Annotated in this window: 14 protein-coding genes; 8 read left to right on the top strand and 6 right to left on the bottom strand. The window is 56.3% G+C overall.

Annotated elements, in window-relative coordinates:
* The first annotated feature begins 533 nt into the window (after window positions 1-533).
* A complete protein-coding gene (locus tag P7F60_RS28095; protein WP_277920884.1) occupies window positions 534-1,052 on the top strand; it encodes a helix-turn-helix transcriptional regulator in 519 nt (172 codons plus the stop codon).
* A 314-nt stretch (window positions 1,053-1,366) separates the two neighbouring features.
* Here P7F60_RS28095 and P7F60_RS28100 read toward each other — a convergent pair whose 3' ends face one another.
* Together P7F60_RS28100 and P7F60_RS28105 are read right to left on the bottom strand one after the other, a co-directional pair.
* Window positions 1,367-2,116 carry a DUF5677 domain-containing protein gene (locus tag P7F60_RS28100; protein ID WP_037093572.1) on the bottom strand — a complete coding sequence of 250 codons (750 nt, stop codon included), beginning with the start codon at window positions 2,114-2,116 and terminating at the stop codon, window positions 1,367-1,369.
* Window positions 2,117-2,131: 15 nt separating this feature from the next.
* Window positions 2,132-2,479, bottom strand: coding sequence for a hypothetical protein (locus tag P7F60_RS28105; RefSeq protein WP_037093571.1), 348 nt, complete (start codon window positions 2,477-2,479; stop codon window positions 2,132-2,134).
* A gap of 175 nt (window positions 2,480-2,654) precedes the next feature.
* Here P7F60_RS28105 and umuD point away from each other — a divergent pair, with 175 nt between their 5' ends.
* Both umuD and P7F60_RS28115 read left to right on the top strand, forming a co-directional pair.
* Entirely contained in the window at window positions 2,655-3,086 is a 432-nt protein-coding gene (gene umuD / locus P7F60_RS28110; RefSeq protein ID WP_037093570.1) for a translesion error-prone DNA polymerase V autoproteolytic subunit, read from the top strand.
* A complete protein-coding gene (locus tag P7F60_RS28115; RefSeq protein WP_037093569.1) occupies window positions 3,083-4,354 on the top strand; it encodes a Y-family DNA polymerase in 1,272 nt (423 codons plus the stop codon). Before umuD ends, P7F60_RS28115 begins: the two co-directional genes overlap by 4 nt.
* 525 nt (window positions 4,355-4,879) lie before the next feature.
* Here the strand turns inward: P7F60_RS28115 and P7F60_RS28120 are convergent.
* From P7F60_RS28120 to P7F60_RS28135, 4 genes are all read right to left on the bottom strand, one after another.
* Entirely contained in the window at window positions 4,880-5,044 is a 165-nt protein-coding gene (locus tag P7F60_RS28120) for a hypothetical protein (protein WP_164855740.1), read from the bottom strand.
* Between the two features lie 591 nt (window positions 5,045-5,635).
* Window positions 5,636-5,932, bottom strand: a complete 297-nt coding sequence (locus P7F60_RS28125) for an I78 family peptidase inhibitor (RefSeq protein WP_037093567.1) — start codon at window positions 5,930-5,932, stop codon at window positions 5,636-5,638.
* Window positions 5,933-5,957: 25 nt separating this feature from the next.
* Window positions 5,958-6,641: an SOS response-associated peptidase gene (locus P7F60_RS28130; RefSeq protein ID WP_037093566.1), complete on the bottom strand. Its 684-nt coding sequence runs from the start codon at window positions 6,639-6,641 to the stop codon at window positions 5,958-5,960.
* A 43-nt stretch (window positions 6,642-6,684) separates the two neighbouring features.
* Window positions 6,685-9,657 (bottom strand): TrlF family AAA-like ATPase, encoded by a 2,973-nt coding sequence (locus tag P7F60_RS28135; protein WP_037093565.1) that lies wholly within the window; start codon window positions 9,655-9,657, stop codon window positions 6,685-6,687.
* 734 nt (window positions 9,658-10,391) lie between these two features.
* Between P7F60_RS28135 and P7F60_RS28140 the strand changes: the two genes are divergently transcribed.
* The 5 genes from P7F60_RS28140 to P7F60_RS28160 all read left to right on the top strand — a co-directional run bounded on the left by P7F60_RS28140 (window position 10,392) and on the right by P7F60_RS28160 (window position 14,847).
* Window positions 10,392-11,201 carry a site-specific DNA-methyltransferase gene (locus tag P7F60_RS28140; protein WP_347276904.1) on the top strand — a complete coding sequence of 270 codons (810 nt, stop codon included), beginning with the start codon at window positions 10,392-10,394 and terminating at the stop codon, window positions 11,199-11,201.
* Window positions 11,198-12,160 (top strand): XcyI family restriction endonuclease, encoded by a 963-nt coding sequence (locus P7F60_RS28145; RefSeq protein WP_037093561.1) that lies wholly within the window; start codon window positions 11,198-11,200, stop codon window positions 12,158-12,160. The genes P7F60_RS28140 and P7F60_RS28145 overlap by 4 nt, the downstream gene beginning before the upstream one ends.
* 199 nt (window positions 12,161-12,359) lie before the next feature.
* Complete coding sequence (locus tag P7F60_RS28150) at window positions 12,360-13,181, top strand: hypothetical protein (RefSeq protein ID WP_037093560.1); 822 nt, start codon at window positions 12,360-12,362, stop codon at window positions 13,179-13,181.
* A gap of 194 nt (window positions 13,182-13,375) precedes the next feature.
* A complete protein-coding gene (locus P7F60_RS28155; RefSeq protein WP_037093559.1) occupies window positions 13,376-13,930 on the top strand; it encodes a recombinase family protein in 555 nt (184 codons plus the stop codon).
* Window positions 13,931-14,034: 104 nt separating this feature from the next.
* Window positions 14,035-14,847 (top strand): aminoglycoside phosphotransferase family protein, encoded by an 813-nt coding sequence (locus P7F60_RS28160; protein ID WP_247261132.1) that lies wholly within the window; start codon window positions 14,035-14,037, stop codon window positions 14,845-14,847.
* The last annotated feature ends 130 nt before the right edge of the window (window positions 14,848-14,977 follow it).

Genomic DNA, 14,977 nt, shown 5'->3' on the forward strand with positions numbered 1-14,977 from the left:
GGCCTTAAGGCTGCGCGAAGGAAGGACGGGGAGACCGTTTTTTCCCCTTGTGAGGGAGAGGGGGCAGCGCTCCTCTTTCCCTCATCAAAGAGACAGACAGGACGCCTCCGGCGTCACTGCTTCATCGTGACGGGGAACGGACTAACCGTGACTGGTGCTGATGGCGGTGATGAGCTTTCAAGATGCGGAAAGGCCGCCCCGATCAGGCGGGGCGGCCTCCGTAGGCACGCGACAAGAAAGGGCTAGAGACTTGCCACGACCTGACTTGATCACTAGCCAATATGGGTCGACCGGGAGAGGCTGTAAATGTCGGTACCGATTTTTGCCCAAGATGCATGTGATTGAAGGCGAAGCCGCAGCGCAACCGATCGTCACCCGAATGGGCGGAGACAGCGCCTGCTGGCTCCGTGCCGAAGGCATAGAGCGGGGTCGCAAAGCGATGCGCTAAAGTAGCTATTCAGGGTAGACTTTCGAGGTACCATCTTTATTTGTTCCAGAGGAATAACGATTAATTTCCAGTGTGGTTGGTGGCAATGGCAGGTTTCGGACTCGAGCAGTGGGTAAGCTATCTCGGACTTGAACGCGTTGACGACCCGAACAAAGATTATCCCGTTTATCGCAAGCGGCTCGACGGAAAGATCATCGATCTCAAGGAACTGGATCTGCTTGTTGCTCAGCGGCTGCGTGACCTGCGAACCGACCGGCAGATTGCGCAAGCTAAAGTCGCTACACTGCTGGGGGTGAAGGAGGCGACGTATTCCCGTTATGAAAACGCCTCTTCCTTGATGACCGTCGGACGGCTGATCCACGTTTTCGAGGTCCTGGATATCACTCCAGAAGAGTTCTTCGATCCCTTCGTCAACGCACGGCCTACGCATCCCAAAGGCAAGTCACGCAAAGACGTGAGAAACAAGCTGATGGGAGAAACGGTCGACCACCTGAAAAAGCTCGACGATACGGCCTTGAAGATGGTGCATGACCTGGTGATAGCCATGGAGCCCCGGACGATCGGAAGGCAGAAAAGGAATGGCGCGGCGAAAGCCGCGCCATGACACTCAGCGGGTTGGCTTTGGTTTCCGCCGCGCGCCGGCCGCCTTGGCGATCAGCCGGCGCTCATGCGGCGTCCTTTGCGGCCCGTCTGGCGAAGACATCGCTCGGATCGATCGGCGTCAGTCAGAGATCCGAGAAGGACAATGAAGAACATCGGAGCTTTCAGCATAGCGCCGCCCTTCCTTCAGGGGCGGGAAAGCGGGAATTCTCGACACGGTTTTGACGGAAGAAGGGAAGCCGCAGGAGGCTTAGCATAGCGCCGCGAAGCGGAAGCCGGGACCGACTTCCCCCGGCAAAACCGTTCCGCCTGATCGGATTAAACCTCCAGGTCTTCCACCCACGATAGGCCCTTTTCCTCACGAACCCTGCGAAAATGGTCGAGTTCGTCAGCGACTTCCGGCTTAGATTTGAAGTAGTGGTGCATGATCCGGTTAGACGTGTTCAGGGTCGCGATGAATGTGTCCAACGTAGCGGCAAGATCTTCACGAGTAGGCGTATCGAATATTACCAGGTCCAAGCTGCCATCCTCGTTCTCCCGGAAGTGCCGGCTGGTCAGCGCTCGCAAGTTGTTGTGGCTCTCGTTGCAAAGGCTGTTGTAGATGGAGCGGTACTCGTGCTCCATGCCTGCCCATTGGAACTTCTCAAGATTGGTCGGAATGTGTCCGGACTTCTTAAGTTCAGCCAGCTGAGCCCTGTGGTGTTGCAGCTTTTCAAGTGCTTCCGGACTGTCTTTGAAATAGGCGAGGAACGGATTCTCACCCTTCACCCCATCGTCCGCAAGCTTGATCCATTCCTTGTGGTAAGCTGCCACCATGACTCTCAGATAGCCGCCGTCATTCGCAAGGTTGATAAGATCGACGTGGGCCTCGAGCACAGAACGCAGCAGGATATCCATGCCGGTGTATCCACCAGCTTGCCGAATGTGGAGAGCAGCGTTCGTAAGCTCGATTATGGTGCTGTAAAGTGAAATGAGCGTGCGGTGAACTTCGTTGTTCTTGTCGAAGCGAAGCTCAGGAAGGTGTCTGATCGTGACATGGTAGAGATCTATCAAGAACGCGTGCATCATCAATCCTACCCGAACTCAATGCAGCATTGGGGCCGGCTCCTGCAGCAGCTTTACCATCTGCCTCACAACCGTTCGCAGCTTCCTCCAGTCGCGTAGATCGCCTTCGTTCACGCGCTCTTGGATCGCGGTCAGGATCCAGCCGACGCAGGCGATATCGTCTGCAGCGCGATACACGTCCGATCGATGAAAACAAGCGATGATACGAGGGCGCGCGCCTTCCTCAGTCTTCGGGATCTTCGAGACCAGGTCCTGCGCTTCTCGATAGGCCCTTGCCACGCGCTTGAGGTCGTCCGGCCCGGCTTGGGTAATCATGCCGACGGTCCACATCAGGGTATTTGAAAGGTGCTCCACTTCGTCAGTCATGGTGATCCTCGTCCTCTCCACTGTGACAGTGCTCCGAAAAGCTACCACCATGCCGACACTCGCGTTAGCTGCAGATCTGCAGATTAGGATCGCGTAATCTTCTATCTTGATTTTTGACGCCCCATGTGTTCCCTGTTTGTTCCTTTCGCTACCAGTCGTGAAAGGATCGAATTGAATGCTCGCCGGCCTGAAAATCGAGGCAGAAATCTATGTGCCTCTCATGCTCCACGGGTTATGCGCCGGCTTTCCATCACCCGCAGATGACTACATCGAAGAGTCCATCGACCTTACCAAGCTCCTGATCCGGAATCCGCCGGCAACCTTCCTGTGGAAGGTCGACGGCAATTCGATGCGGGACGCCGGGATCTTCCACGGGGATCTGATCGTGGTCGACCGAAGCGTGCGGCCGATCGATGGCGATATTGTCGTGGCGACCGTGCACGGCGAGCGATCCTTGAAGCGGCTGCGCATGACGGGTGGTCGTCCGCGGCTGATGTTTGAGAATTCGGATATGCCGCTGTTCGACCTTCCGGAGATCGCGGAAGTCGAGATCTGGGGTGTCGCACTTTGCAACGTACATTGGCTGCGACCGAGGAAGCAGGGATGACCTCATTCGCATTGATTGACGGCAACTCATTCTATTGCTCTTGCGAGCGCGTCTTTGACCCTGCCATCGCCAAGCGGCCGGTGATCGTTCTGTCCAACAACGACGGATGCGCCGTTGCCAGAACGGCGGAGGCCAAGGCGCTCGGCATTGGCATGGGCGAACCCTACTTCAAGATCCGCGATCTCTGTCGTGACAATGATGTGGCGGTCTACTCCAGCAACTACACCCTTTATGGCGACATGAGCGCCAGGCTGAATGCGATCTACCGCCAATGGTCTCCGGATGTTGAGGTCTATTCGATCGATGAAAGCTTTTTGGATATGACCGACATCAGGCCCGTCGATCGCGTCGCCTTCGGCCGCGATCTTCGGTCCACGGTTCAGCAATGGACCGGGATCCCGACCTGTGTCGGCATTGGCCCGAGCAAGACACTGGCGAAGTTCGCAAACCACGTTGCAAAGAAGAACCCGGAGCTTGGCGGCGTCTGCGACCTGACAGATGCAGCCGTGCGGCAAAGCTGGCTCGATCGCGTCGAGGTCGGGGAGGTTTGGGGCGTCGGATCGGCATCAGAGCGAAAGCTATTCGGTCTGGGCATTGAGACAGCCGGCGACCTGGCTCGCGTTGATGCGCGGCTTGCCCGCAATCTTCTGAGCGTGGTGGGCGAGAGGACGGTTCTGGAGCTGCAGGGCATTTCATGCCTGCCGCTTGAAGACGTGCCGCCACAACGGAAGGGTTGCGCCGTGACCCGATCCTTTGGAACGCCGGTTACGGATCTGGCCGGAATGCTCGAGGCAGTCGCGGCCTATGCGATGAGGGCGGGAGAGAAGCTGCGCCGGCACGGTCTCGAGGCGACACATATGGCGGTCTTCATGCATACGTCGCGCTTTAATTCGAAGGACAAGCCGCACTCGGCTCAAACGACAGTCCATTTTCCCGAGGCTTCGAACGATACTTTTGACCTGATCCGGGCCGCTCAGAGCGGAGCGCGCAAGATCTTCAGGGACGGCCATCGCTACGCAAAGGCCGGCATCATCATGAACGATCTGGTGCGGGCGGCGTCACAGCCGCGGCCTCTGTTCGATGCGCGGGACCGTGACCAGTCGGAACGGCTGATGACAGCCCTGGATGCGGTCAATGGGAAATTTGGGCGTGGCTCGCTTATCCCGGCCTCGGCCGGCATCAAGCGCGACTGGCAAACCAAGTTTGACCGTCGATCGCCGCGCTACACCACGAATGTCAAAGAACTGCCCGTAGCCGTGGCGCGCTAGAAAACGAAGAAGAAGCGAGGGATTTGGATGAGCCTGCCTCGGCTGAAGGATTACCGGGCGGAAAAGATCGACGTCGAGTGCCGGCGCTGCGACCGTTATGCGGTGCTCGATCGGAAGGCATTGGTAAAGAAATACGGCGCCAGCTGTCAGTTCGTCGACCTGAAGCGCGCCCTCGCGATTGGGTGCGACCGGAGGGGGTCAGCTCAGTGTGAGGCGCGGTTTCCCTGCCTCCTGAGGATCGGCGTTCTGATGGATCGTGGTTAGTCACCGAAAACGCCGGCTCGCCAGGATAAACACCAAGCCTAAGCCTAAGAACGGCAGAGAGTAGGCGAGGGCATTCGGATACTTCCATGGCGCCGGGGGAAGGTTGCTACATCCGCCCGCGCCGTCCAGACCGCAACTGAGGCTCGCTACAAAGTACCAGAAGCCGACTGCAAACAGGCAGACGGCAATTCCTGAAAATAGAAAGACGCGCTTGACCATAGCGCGACAATACCCAAGGCGCTGGCATTGGAAAGAGCCGCCCTAGTGGGGCGGCTCAGCGCTGATAAGCGCATCGAATGCGGCCTCTTCTTCGGCAAGCTTGGCTTCGGCCGCCGCCAGCTCGGCTGCGATCTGCTGACGCTCGGCCTGGTCGATTGACGCTGCAAGTTCGGCGCGCAGTTCGTTGATGTGGTCGTAAGTGGTCATCGTCGGCTCCTTTGAATGAAAACAAAGGGGCGGGACCGACAAGGGAGGGTTTGGGTCAATGACCGCCGTAAGCGGCCTGCGGGGCGTGGGGGAGCCGATTTCGTTGCGCAGCGGCGAAATTGGGGGAACCGCGCATCATTGACGCGGACCCTCCCTTGTCGGTGTAATTGGCTGATGTTGAGAGAGAATATACCTCTCCGTATGGCACCATCCTGTCCGGAACCAGTTGCACAACCCGTCGTTTTGGCGACGGAGGTTTGGGATGGCAGACCAAAGGCTCGCTTCGAGTGACATGGTGCGCAAGGCAGCGCAGAGGCATGAGAGGCTTCAGCCGATACCGGACGACGATCGGATCCAGTCGCTACTTGAGCGGCTGTCTGAAGCCGAAAAGCGTTCCTCGACAAGCAGCGCGCAGGACCAGAATGCGCAGTGATCAGCTTGCAGATCGCCTATCGCTTTCCCATATGGAATCTTGATTGACACAGCGGGTCCTCCCAGCCGCCGCGTCGATCGTTCCCCTCTGGAGGCTTAGACCTTCACACCTCAAGGGCCGCGGCTTCCGCTGGCCCTTTTTCTTTGGCGACAGATAAATCAGCCGCAGGTGGCCCGCGTGACCAATCCGGTCGCGGGATCAGTCTCGATCGTCACCCGATCCTCTCTGAAGTCCTGGGTCACCATGTCGCCGGTTCGGATCTGGCGAACCGTCTTTGCGCCAGTCAGCTGCATCGCCTCTGCGTCTGTCGGCTTTTCCTTGCCGACCAACCCTTGCGCGGCTTCCGCTTTGCACGGACCTGCTGCCGGGGATGAAGCTCCATCCGCGCTGCAACCAGATGAGGCCAAAGCCACACAGGCGGCGACCATAGGGAAGGAATAGAACGGCGACTTCATCGCGAATCTCCTTGCTCTGAAGCTCCTACAAGGAGTTCAGGATTGGCTTTTTCGTGTCGCTGCCATCATAGCGAGATGAGTTCACCTCCCGGCCGACACGGTAAAACTCGAGCTGGCTGTCGATCTGATTTTCAAGAAGGAAGGCTTTCGCTTCAGCACCCTGAACTGAGGCATCTAACCAGGTCTCATAGGCAGATGGATCCAGCATGACGGGCATTCGCGTATGAATGTGAGCGATGTGGTCGACGGCTGGCGCTGTGATGATCGTGCAGCTGGTGACGCCTAGCTTGTCGTTATGCGCCCATAGTCCGGCGAAGGAGAAAGGCTTCCCCTCGGGGAGCTGCAACAGCCAGGGGTCTTTCTTGCCGTCCTCTTCGCTTGTGGTCCATTCGAAATAACCGTCAGCCGGAATGAGGCAGCGCTTCGACTTGAAAGGCTCTCGGAATGCGCCTGACGTGTCGACAGTCTCGATCCTGGCATTGAACATTGCCGCTTTCGGCAGCTCTTTTGCGAAAAAGGGGACAAGCCACCATCGCCCGTAGTCAAGTTCTAGCTCGCCGGCTTTGTCCTTATGGGCGAAGTAGACGCTTTGCGTCGGCGCTATGTTGTAGCGCGGCGGCATATTTGACCGAGGCGGGCTATTTTCGTGGATGTTATATAGGGCGTGGATCTCGGCCCACGTCATGGTGTTGGTAAAACGGCCGCACATTCTAATTCCTCTGGTCTGCCCTTCTGCCCCGGATTTTGCGGCCCTATCGTTCTAGTCTCACCCGCAGTCGTCTCGCCCTTTCCCGAAATGCCTCTTCTCCGCCTTCAAGAATTTCGCAAACAGCTCCACGGATTTCGGCATTCTCCAAACCGCCAGCACGGTACGAAATAGGGGGAAGTCCCCCAATCTGGTGCGGACCGGCTTCCGCTATGATAATCTGGTCTGCATCCGTATTGATAACCAAATTGGCGTTGTGCGTGACCATTATCACCTGTCGCTTGGACTTCGCGGCTACGAACAGCGAAACTAGCTCGTCGAAAACTGATTTCGGATCGAGGTTCTCCTCCGGCTGATCAATGATCAACGGTCGATCATCCGCATCATCCAATGCAAGATATAGAAGTAGAAGCACAATGCCCCGAGTACCGGGGGAAAGCTTGCGGATGTCGATACCGTCGTAAACTATCTCATACCGTACTGAAATGTGATCTGTAGCAAAGAGCCAATGGGCGAACTCCTTCAACCAAGCTCGAAACTCAGTCTGCTCAGCTTGTGCTACAGGCGCATGGCCAATAAGATCCTTCATGTATGTAGAGATGAAGGCTGCCATCGCGGCCTGAACGTCCTGTGCTGATCCACTTTCCCAAGCTGGCTTCAATGCGGTGTTCGCTAACTGTATGAGTGCCCCACGTCCATTGAATGGACCAGCTTTGCGCCTATCAAGAAGCTTCTCCTCGGCTATCGTCCCCCAAGCCTCAACATCAACGATACGTCGAACAAAGAAACCGAGCTTTCGAAGCGTTCCAGAGGACTTCGCCAACCTCTCCATGAGGGGAGCGTAAAGGTTTGAAAGCGCCGCCTGCTCGCTGATTATCGCCTCGAACACTCGGCCATAAGCAGCATCGCGGTCAGCCTGTAAGTCTTTCTTGCGTGCAGGGGCCTCTTGAGCATCGGCGAGGCGCGTTTTCAGTGCCAAAAGGGCTGCGTTTTCCTGCGCGATACGCTGCGAGAGTGCGGCATACTGATCTCTTATTAGCTGGTCCGCACTGATCAGCGCTTCAAGCCGACCTAACTCAGCCTGTAGAACCGCAAGTGTGAGTGTTGAAAGATCCACGCCATCCGCAAGAGGTGGCGTCGGCACACCTGGAGGGGCTGGAACGCCACTGAGTGCGGCGATCTGTTGATCAGCCCAAGTCACGTAGCCAGCCAAGCTTTTGTCGACATCACCTTTGTATACCAACAGGAATTCGTCCCATTGCTGGTCGTTCATGTGACCTTGCTGGTGCCGCTCTTTCGCCTGACGCAGAAGCTCCGGTGCTTTGGTCGCGCGTGTACTGTTAACCTCGTCTTGAAGGGCGACGAATGTTCGTCGTTGATTGGCGAAGCCCTGAATTTTGCTGCGGACGTTTTGAACTGCTTGACTGACCTCAGCGTGTCGCCGGGCCTGAGCCTCAGTACCTTTCACCACCAGCTTTGCAAGATCTTCGTTGTAACTCTTGATCAGGCCGGTTTTCGTATTCACCTGAGCGGAAAGGGTAGAAACAGCGCTTTCCTTCTCAAGCTCGGTAGCAATACGATCCGAAATATCTGCGATGGCGTCTGCCTCCCGCTTTCGGGCCTGTTGAAAGCGGTTAGTGGCATAGCCACGCAATTCGTCGAAATCGATAGCACCTTCTTTCTGATCAGTAGAATGAGCTTCGAAGATAACCCGTTCGATCTCGGCAATAAGGCCGTCCGAGAAGCCACCAGACGAACAGAGCTCTTCAACAAACTGCTGCGAAAGGTATCGCGCTCGAGGGAAGGACAAGTGGCTGTTTGCGTCTCGACCATCTAATGCGCGAGTAACGGTCGCTCCCCCTCCCCAAGTCAGAGTTGCCGTGGCATCTCCGAGGAGATTCCTCGCACGTACAAGAAACGATGGACTGGCATTCTCACTTGCAACCCACGCCGAAAGAGTAATGGCATCACATGCTGCGGCTATCATGTCTGCGAGAGCTGTTTTGCCTGAACCGCGAGCGCCGATAATCGCCACTAACCCTGGGTTCAATGGAATCTCGGAAGTGGTTGCCCAGTCTGCTCCCTGAATAGAGACATGCGAGATGACCTGCGAGGGCATTGCAGTCCGAGGTGGTTCGATTCCCACATAGGCTCGCCCTTCCGGATCTATGCAAGCTTGACGAAGCGCGTCGAACTCCATCCCGCCTTTGATCCACGAATAACGCTCTTCAGTCGGCCGACCCACTGAGGGCTGATCATGTGCATCGCTACCGTGCAGACACGGCTTGCAACCATTGTATCTTTCGCGCAGCTGCTCGACGGTGACGCCCTTCTTGCCAAACCAGAACTCCCGCTGAGCCGGGCTACTCGAGAAAATAATGTGGGCGAAGCGTTCAATCTCCTGTCGCATCGTTGCGTCTGCCGCTTGCCTTAACCCAGAAGTGCCATCACCTGCTGCTCCGGCCACGGCAATCAAGACATGTTTTTTTGCCCAATCGCTGTCACGAACTACATCCCGCAGCTGACTAAAATTCACTTTGTATTGGGTAGCACCATGCCGCAACGCGGCGTTGTCATCTACGATGGTGCTGTCAGAGCGCCTGCCCAAAGCAATAAGGTCCTGGCGAGTGCAGTTGTAAGTATCGCCGTGAGCCTTGAACTGCAGGCGCTGGAGTAGTCTGTGAAGTTCGCTGAGATGGTCGGGTTTCTCAGGGGACACCAAAAGATGCAGGTTCACGAAGCCAGTCTTAGCCGCGATGTCGAGTCGCAATTCGACATTCGGGAATAGAAGCTGCACCTTCGGCAGCCTGCCCGCCTGTTTGCGGCGCAAGACTTCCTCGTAGCAATCAGTAACGTAATAGTCCGTCACCGCGAGAGCTTCTATAGTCGGCGAGCTCTTTTCGAGCGAAGTTAAGTAGGCTTCCCAAGGATCGCCGCCGCCAAACTGGTTATTTAAAATTGTCCCAGGTGCATGGATGTGGGGCTCCCAACGCCGCCACTGTGAGCCGCCACCAATCATTACCCCTCCGTTGGTCTGACAAAACCAGATGATATCGTTCTGTGACCTGATGCCCCGCCTAAATGCACACTAAGGGAAGACAGAAGCGAGTATCAAAGGATTTTTCACGGTGCATCGTGGGTGTTCTAGCCGACGTAGATGCTCTGCTCCGGCGCGACCTTGCGCGGAAGCATGTTCGATGGAAATGAGAAGTGTCGGGGATGTTGTAGAGGGCGTGTGTCTCGCCCCGCCGGTGATCAAGTTTGTGAAAACGGCCGTATCTTCACAGGTCCTCTATTTTCATCGTCCACCCTGAAATGTCTTGGTCGACTAACCGCCATTGCGCCTCAAGATCGGTGAGGCCTGTTAATGAAACAAGCGGCTTATCCAGGGCCTCAAACTGGTCGCCTATGTAAACAGCCAGACCAGCTCCCCCTTCCCCCAAGAACCATAGCCCTATCGCATCCGACATCTGCTTCAGTTGCGAATGCCGAAGCGCTCACTGCAGCCTGCTCTTTGCAATTCAGGCAGTGGGATGAAAGCTGCCTCTTTTCGCCGAAATATGCCCCCTTTTGTTCTCGTCGTGCTAATCAACTTTCTTGAAAGCCACAACCACACACAGATTGCGCATCAGCTCATCTGATGTATCAAGCTTGCCAACAAAAATTGTGCGCCCGAATCACCATCGCTAGGCTGGGAACCAGATGAAAACAACGAAGGTCGTTCGCCAACCCCCGTTGAGCATCAGCGACAGCATGATATTCGAGGGGGACGCACTGACCGTCCTGCAACGCCTGCCTGACCAGCAGGCACAATGCATTGTCACCTCTCCCCCCTACTGGGGCTTGAGAGATTACAACATTGACGACCAGATTGGGCTGGAGCCTACCCTCCCCCAGTTCATCAACAGCCTGGTATCCGTTTTCCGTGAGGCGCGGCGGGTGCTACGGGATGATGGCGTGCTCTGGCTGAATATCGGCGACGGCTTCACCAGCGGCAACCGTGGCTGGCGTGCCCCCGATAAAAAGAATCCTGCTCGGGCAATGTCGGTGCGGCCAAACACCCCCGAAGGCTTGAAGCCAAAGGATCTTATGGGGATACCGTGGCGCCTCGCCTTCGCCTTGCAGGACGACGGTTGGTATTTGCGGGCCGATATCATCTGGAACAAGCCCAACGCCATGCCGGAAAGCGTTAGAGACCGTCCGACGCGATCTCACGAGTACCTGTTCATGTTTTCCAAACAGGAGCAGTATTACTACGATCGGGACGCGGTGAAGGAGCTGAATGGTCGTAATCTCCGCTCCGTCTGGAACGTCAACACCACGCCGTTTCCCGGAGCACACTTTGCGACTTTCCCGCAGAAACTCGTTGACCCGTGTTTGAAGGCATCCAGTCGTCCGGGTGACTTCGTCTTGGATCCCTTTTTCGGCTCGGGGACCGTAGGCCTGGCTGCGGAACAGCTTGGCCGGAGTTATGTTGGTATTGAGCTGAACCCGGAATATGTTGCCCTTGCAGCGGACCGCCTTCAGGCGTCCTCAGAGACGATAGTGCGGGTGGCCGCATGATTCCGGCTCCCGACCTGCAAATTGAATTTGCGGCCAACCTGGCTGAGGTGCGTAACCTGCTGCTTCAGGACGCCCTGAAAGAAACCGTCCGCGCGCTGAACATCGTTGCCTTAGATACCGAGTTGGCGAAATACGTCCCCGCACACAGCCTGCAACTGATGGCAGGTTTTGGACTGCGCAGTGAGCTGATGTTCCCCGTGCCCATGGTATTGAAGGCTTCTCCTCGACTTTTGGGCTATTACCGCCTTCTTTATGGCTACAGCCAGAAGGCATTTTATGTCCCCGGAATTGCTGGCAAGTTTGTCAGTATGGAGACGCGCGGGACCTTAAGGGCCGAACTCAACGACGAACTGGACGCACTCTGCGAGGAAATGTGCGCGGCTGGGGCTCAGCTCCTGACCGGGATTCTGTCTCAGCCAGTTACTCAGACCCTTCTCAATGAGCTGACTATCCTCACGCTCGGGCCGCAATGGCGCGGCGGTGCCAACAACCGCAAGGGCACCGCAGGCATAATACAGGTCTTCAACGCGATCCGCGATATTGTGCAGGATCACCTTGTAACAGCTGACCCGCGTCGCATGACCGTCCGGAACGCAGCAGGGCGCACGGTACTGATTGAATTTGCTTCTGACCCGGACATTGTTATCCGCGAAGAGATGCGCGCTGAGAGCTACCGGAACATTGTTGCGATCGAGGTCAAGGGCGGCGAGGACTTCTCCAACATCCACAACCGCATTGGCGAGGCCGAGAAAAGCCATCAGAAGGCTAAGGCAAATAAGTATGTAGAGTGCTGGACGGTCGTAAACGTCGACCGCATCGATATGGAAATGGCTGCCCAAGAATCCCCATCAACCAGCCAGTTTTTCCGGATCTCCAGTCTCGCCCAAGCTGAAGGTGAAGAATATCAGCGCTTTCGAGACTTTGTTGTGGCGATGACTGGCATCCCAACAACCGCTTGACCATTAGTTTAGGCATAAGTGGATGCTATCTCTACAACTTGACGCACAGCGCAAAGCCGGCGAAGGCCACGTGGAAGCTGTAGGAGGTCTCAATTCTGGCTTCTGAGGGACCATACTGAAGGCATGATGGGAATCTCAGCTACGGTCCAGACCAGAGTTGGATGCTTGCGAGGTGGTTATGTGAGTAAGGTTTGGCTAAATGGTATTCACGTCGTTTGAGGCCAGGGCTAAGCTTTCAGTGCCGATCAACGGTTTCCTGCAGTCGATCACGGATGTCCCGTCCGCCATAAGACGCTTTTGCACTCCTGCCTTCTTTCACCACGACAATTCGGACTTCGATCTTAGCGCGCTGGGCACTGCCTTTCTGTTCCGATACCGCGGGAGAAACTTCGGCGTGTGTACGGCTCATCAACTCGACAAGAGCGTTAAGCAAGAAGATTTCACCGTACTTGTTGATGGAGGGAAGAAAGGAATATCCCCCAACAGGATTAGCAAGGTGCGAATGGACAATGTCCATCACGAAAATCTAGAAGATCTTTTCATTGCTGAGTATGACAATATTCGTGATGGTCGTGACGTCAGTGGGATGTTCCTAAGCATTGACTTGGGCGTCAATCTTCAATCAGTTCCGCAAGACCAGGTTTTAGTGGCATTCGCCATTGGATACCCGACATTTGCTCGGGAGGCGGACATGGTCTTCGATGACGACGGGATCATGACGAGTTGGTCACCCCTCTCAAAATGGGTGAAACTCTATCTGAAGGTGGACAAGCCCGCGCTGTTCGACACGGAAAATCGTACTCCAATGATCCAAGACGACCGGGCTGATCAACAGACGATAGAGCCCGACGGTATGAGCGGATCGCCAGTATTCTTTATTGGGAAGACGCCGGATAATGACGCCTACCTCGGATTTGCCGGGATGATCACGACAGCTCGAGATCGGCGTTACATGGTGTATGATGGGGCAATTCTGAAGTCCGTTATCGATCGCTGCATAGACGATGGAATTGATTGGTAGGCGCGGTGCGCGAGCCACCGGCCTTCGCCGGAGGCGTCTCGTTCACGGAGCTCATGCCGCATCGACCAGCGTGTATCACTGGGGTATACCTCCTGAGACAATCTCCGTGAGACGCAAATCAGTGTATCATTTGGGTTGATTTTACGATTATGAGACGCTACCCATTGAAGGTCTAGAACCTAATGAGACGTTTCATGGCAATTTACGGGTATGCGCGGGTCAGCACCATCGATCAGGATTTGGCGATTCAAGAGGCGGCTCTGAAGGCGGCCGGGTGCACGGTCATCCGGGCGGAAAAGAAATCCGGAGCGACCAAGCAGGATCGGAAGGAGCTTAACACGCTTCTGGAATTCATGCGCGACGGCGACAGCCTGGTCGTAACGCGGGTCGATCGGCTGGCGCGGTCAGTTGGGGATCTGCAGGACATCGTACGGCTGCTCAAGCAAAAAGGGGTGACGCTGAAGGCGACGGAACAACCGATCGACACCAGCTCGGCGGCCGGGAAAGCTTTCCTCGATATGCTGGGCGTGTTCGCTGAGTTCGAAACGAACCTTCGCAGAGAACGACAGATGGAAGGCATCGCCGCTGCAAAAACCAGAGGGGTCTACAAAGGCAGGAAGCCCCATGTTGATATTGCTGAGATCCGCCGACTGAAATCCGACGGGATGGGGCCAACAGAAATTGCCAAGACGCTGAACATAGGTCGGGCGAGCGTGTACCGCGCCCTTAGAGAAGCCGCATCATCGTAGGGCAAGATGGCGGCTTCGCGCCAGGAGCGGCCATCGCCGTGTTGGCGACGGCCCCGAAGAAGCTCTATGCTGCGCCGACTTCTTCGAGCGAACGCGAGTGCATCTTGTTCAAACCTTATATTGATCTTTGGCAACTAACTACCGATGGGGAGCCTATCAGCACTCCGACTGCTCAACTTCTCCCGGTTCTGCATCACGGTGAAGCGGCCATGCTGAAGGTGTCTTCTCATCCTGATCAGAAGCGCGGCTCAGACCTGATGGTGTGGTGGGCCGGAGTAGGAGCGGCTCAAGTTCTCGAGCGAGACGAAAACGCGATCCTCATGGAGCGTGCTACAGCGAAGCGATCCTTGGCAGACATGGCACGGTCTGGTGATGATGACGAGGCATCTCGAATTCTCTGCGCTACCGCCGACAAATTACACCGGGAGCAGGCGGCAGCATTGCCAGGGTTGGTTCCTCTCCCTCTATGGTTCAGGGAACTAGAAGTCGCTGCTGCACGCCATGGCGGCATCCTGCGCAGCAGCTTCGAGACTGCGCAAATGCTACTAGCCGCGCCAAGAGAGGAGGGTGTCCTCCACGGCGACCTCCACCACGATAACGTGCTGGATTTCGGCTGCCGTGGTTGGCTCGCCATTGATCCACACGGCTTGTTCGGCGAACGCGGTTTCGACTTTGCCAACATATTCACCAACCCTGATCTAAGCGATCCCAGTCAGCCTGTGGCAACGCAGCCTGGCCGCTTTCAAAGGCGTCTAGCTGTGGTCGCTGAGGCCTCACGCTTAGAGCCTCGCCGCCTACTGCAGTGGATACTCGCGTGGACCGGGCTATCTGCCGCCTGGTTTCTAGGTGACGACGATCCGTTGGCCGAGGTGGATTTGCATGTTGCAGCGCTAGCTCTTGCTGAGCTCAACCAATAGGTGCCTGCGAACGAGGAAGTGCGCTTTGGTCCGGCAGGCGACATGGCTCAGAAGCGCCAACAGCGGACATTGCAGTCCAGCGCATACGGCTGCGTTGCGGCAATTTCTAAAGCGAGCCGAACGCGGCGAT

This window comes from Rhizobium sp. YJ-22 (genome assembly GCF_029601685.1).
GTDB lineage: Bacteria > Pseudomonadota > Alphaproteobacteria > Rhizobiales > Rhizobiaceae > Metarhizobium.

Bases quoted from the DNA above. Each gene is read 5' to 3' on its own strand.
- P7F60_RS28095 (WP_277920884.1), top strand. From the start codon at position 534: ATGGCAGGTTTCGGACTCGAGCAGTGGGTAAGCTATCTCGGACTTGAA.
- P7F60_RS28100 (WP_037093572.1), bottom strand. From the start codon at position 2,116: ATGATGCACGCGTTCTTGATAGATCTCTACCATGTCACGATCAGACAC.
- P7F60_RS28105 (WP_037093571.1), bottom strand. From the start codon at position 2,479: ATGACTGACGAAGTGGAGCACCTTTCAAATACCCTGATGTGGACCGTC.
- umuD (WP_037093570.1), top strand. From the start codon at position 2,655: ATGCTCGCCGGCCTGAAAATCGAGGCAGAAATCTATGTGCCTCTCATG.
- P7F60_RS28115 (WP_037093569.1), top strand. From the start codon at position 3,083: ATGACCTCATTCGCATTGATTGACGGCAACTCATTCTATTGCTCTTGC.
- P7F60_RS28120 (WP_164855740.1), bottom strand. From the start codon at position 5,044: ATGACCACTTACGACCACATCAACGAACTGCGCGCCGAACTTGCAGCG.
- P7F60_RS28125 (WP_037093567.1), bottom strand. From the start codon at position 5,932: ATGAAGTCGCCGTTCTATTCCTTCCCTATGGTCGCCGCCTGTGTGGCT.
- P7F60_RS28130 (WP_037093566.1), bottom strand. From the start codon at position 6,641: ATGTGCGGCCGTTTTACCAACACCATGACGTGGGCCGAGATCCACGCC.
- P7F60_RS28135 (WP_037093565.1), bottom strand. From the start codon at position 9,657: ATGATTGGTGGCGGCTCACAGTGGCGGCGTTGGGAGCCCCACATCCAT.
- P7F60_RS28140 (WP_347276904.1), top strand. From the start codon at position 10,392: ATGATATTCGAGGGGGACGCACTGACCGTCCTGCAACGCCTGCCTGAC.
- P7F60_RS28145 (WP_037093561.1), top strand. From the start codon at position 11,198: ATGATTCCGGCTCCCGACCTGCAAATTGAATTTGCGGCCAACCTGGCT.
- P7F60_RS28150 (WP_037093560.1), top strand. From the start codon at position 12,360: ATGGTATTCACGTCGTTTGAGGCCAGGGCTAAGCTTTCAGTGCCGATC.
- P7F60_RS28155 (WP_037093559.1), top strand. From the start codon at position 13,376: ATGGCAATTTACGGGTATGCGCGGGTCAGCACCATCGATCAGGATTTG.